The organism is Streptomyces sp. CB01881 (genome assembly GCF_002953255.1).
GTDB lineage: Bacteria > Actinomycetota > Actinomycetes > Streptomycetales > Streptomycetaceae > Kitasatospora.
The window spans coordinates 10972463-10974707 of record NZ_CP026498.1; the positions used below are offsets into that span (position 1 = coordinate 10972463).

2 protein-coding genes are annotated in these 2245 nt (G+C 70.2%); one reads left to right on the top strand and one right to left on the bottom strand.

The window, feature by feature from the left end; translation table 11 throughout:
- A partial coding sequence (locus C2142_RS37255; RefSeq protein ID WP_206671111.1) for a divalent metal cation transporter occupies positions 1–987 on the top strand: 987 nt, incomplete at its 5' end.
- 164 nt (positions 988–1151) lie between these two features.
- On the opposite strand, the gene C2142_RS37260 is transcribed toward C2142_RS37255, so the two are convergent.
- Positions 1152–2156 carry a magnesium and cobalt transport protein CorA gene (locus C2142_RS37260; RefSeq protein ID WP_148647163.1) on the bottom strand — a complete coding sequence of 335 codons (1005 nt, stop codon included), beginning with the start codon at positions 2154–2156 and terminating at the stop codon, positions 1152–1154.
- Positions 2157–2245: the final 89 nt, after the last annotated feature.

The window sequence follows — 2245 nt, forward strand, 5'->3', positions numbered from 1 at the left end:
GCCTCCGCCTCACTCGCCGTCTTCTGCCTGCTGCTCGCCAACACCGGACTGGTCGTCAGCGAGTTCGCCGGCATCGGCGCCGCGTTCGAACTCCTCGGCATCCCGAAATGGGCGGTCATCCCGCCCGCCGCCGTCCTGCTCTGGTCCCTGGTGCTGTTCGGCAGCTACAAGTGGGCCGAGCGGATCTTCCTGATCATGTCGCTGGCGTTCTTCGCCTACCCGGTCGCCATGATCCTCGGCCACCCCGACTGGGGACAGGTCGGCACGCATCTGGCGATTCCGCACATGGAGCCGAGCCAGGACTTCATCCTGCTCGCCGTCGCCCTGATCGGAACCACCGTCAGCCCCTACATGCAGTTCTACGCCGCCGCCGGCGTCGTCGACCGCGGCGCCAAGCCCGCCGACTACAAGCTGATCCGCGCGGACGCCGTCCTCGGCGCGGTGTTCGCCTGCGCGATCAGCGTGACCATCATCATCGCCACCGCCTCCGCGATCGGCGGCACCGGACCCCTGGAGTCCGCCGCCCAGGCCGCCGAGGCTCTCAAGCCCGTCGCCGGGCACAGCGCCGAGCTGCTGTTCGCCTTCGGCCTGATCGGCGCCTCCGCCCTGGCCGGCGCCGTCGTGCCGCTCTCCGCGAGCTACGCCGTCGGCGAGGCGGCCGGCGTGGAGCGCTCCGTCTCCCGCAGCTTCCGCGACGCCCCGCTGTTCCTCGGCCTGTTCACCGCCCAGATCGCGCTCGGCGCGATCGTCGCCCTCACCCCCATCGACGTCATCCAGCTCCTGATCGGCACCCAGGTCCTCCAGGGCCTCATCAGCCCGATCGTCCTGGTCTACCTCCTCGTCCTCACCAACCGCCGCTCCGTCCTGGGCGATGCGGCCAACGGCCCCCGCTACCGCATCGCGGCCACTGCCGTGGTCGTGGGCGTGGCCGCGATGTCCACCATCCTGCTCGTCCAGACCCTTCTCGGCTGGCTCGGCCTCGCCTGACAGTGAGGCCCCCCACAACGCGACCCCCCGGGAGGAAGACCGCCGTGCGCCGCCTCGCCCCGCTACTGACCTTCTCAGCCCTGTTCGCCTGGATCGCGTTCATCGCCGGATGGATCCACCTCGGCCAGTGAACCGCCGGTGCCGGCCCGCCAGGCCGGCACCGGTCACAGCCAGTCGTTGCGACGGAACGCCCGGAAGATGAACACACACACGGTGGCGGTGAACGCCACCGCCGCCGGGTAGCCGAACGTCCAGTGCAGCTCCGGCATGTAGTCGAAGTTCATCCCGTACACGCCCGCCACCATGGTGGGCACCGCCGCCAGCGCCGCCCAGGCACTGATCCGGCGCATGTCCGTGTTCTGCTGCACCGACAGCCGCGCCATGCCGGCGTCCAGAATGCCGGAGATCAGCTCGTCGAGGGCCAGGATCCGCTCCTTCGTCTGCGCGTGGTGGTCCGCGGCGTCCCGCAGGTAGGCCGCGATCTCGGCCGACACCTGCGGCAGCGTGCCGTCGGCCAGCCGCTGCAGCGGCACCGTCAGCGGAGCGACCGCCCTCTTGAACTCCAGCAGTTCGCGCTTGAGCTGGTAGATCCGGGCGGAGTCGTCGGTGCGCTCGGCGGAGAACACCGCGGCCTCCAGCTCCTCCACGTCCCGCTCGAAGGAATCCGCCGCCTCCAGGTAGCCGTCCACCACGTGATCCGCCACCGCGTACAGCACGGCGGCCGGCCCGAGCGCCAGCAGCTTCGGGGACGCCTCCAGGTCGCGCCGCACCCCGGTCAGCCCCTTGGCGCTGCCGTGCCGTACCACGATCGCGAACCCGGGACCGGCGAACACCATGATCTCCCCGGTGTCCACGATCTCGCTGGTCGCCGTCACCTTCTCGTGCTCAACGTAGGTGATCGTCTTCAGAACCAGGAACAGCGTGTCCCCGTACCGCTCCAGCTTCGGCCGCTGATGCGCCCGCACCGCGTCCTCCACCGCCAGCGGATGCAGCGCGAACGCGGCCGCGATCTCGGCGAACTGCTCCGCAGTCGGCTCGAACAGGCCGATCCACACGAACCGGCCGTCCTTCTCGCCTGTTCGCTGCAGCACGTCCGACAGATCGACCGCCCCCGGCAGCCTGCGCCCGTCCTCGTACAGCGCGCAGTCCACAACGGCCCGTGCAACCATTCCCCACACCGCTTTCCCGAACCACAGCGCCCGACGCCCTCAACGGCAAGCAAACCTACCCGTTGAGATGCGTCCGCCGAAGACGCGGG

Excerpts from the sequence above, each read along its gene's own strand:
- C2142_RS37260 (WP_148647163.1), bottom strand. The coding sequence starts at position 2,156 with ATGGTTGCACGGGCCGTTGTGGACTGCGCGCTGTACGAGGACGGGCGC.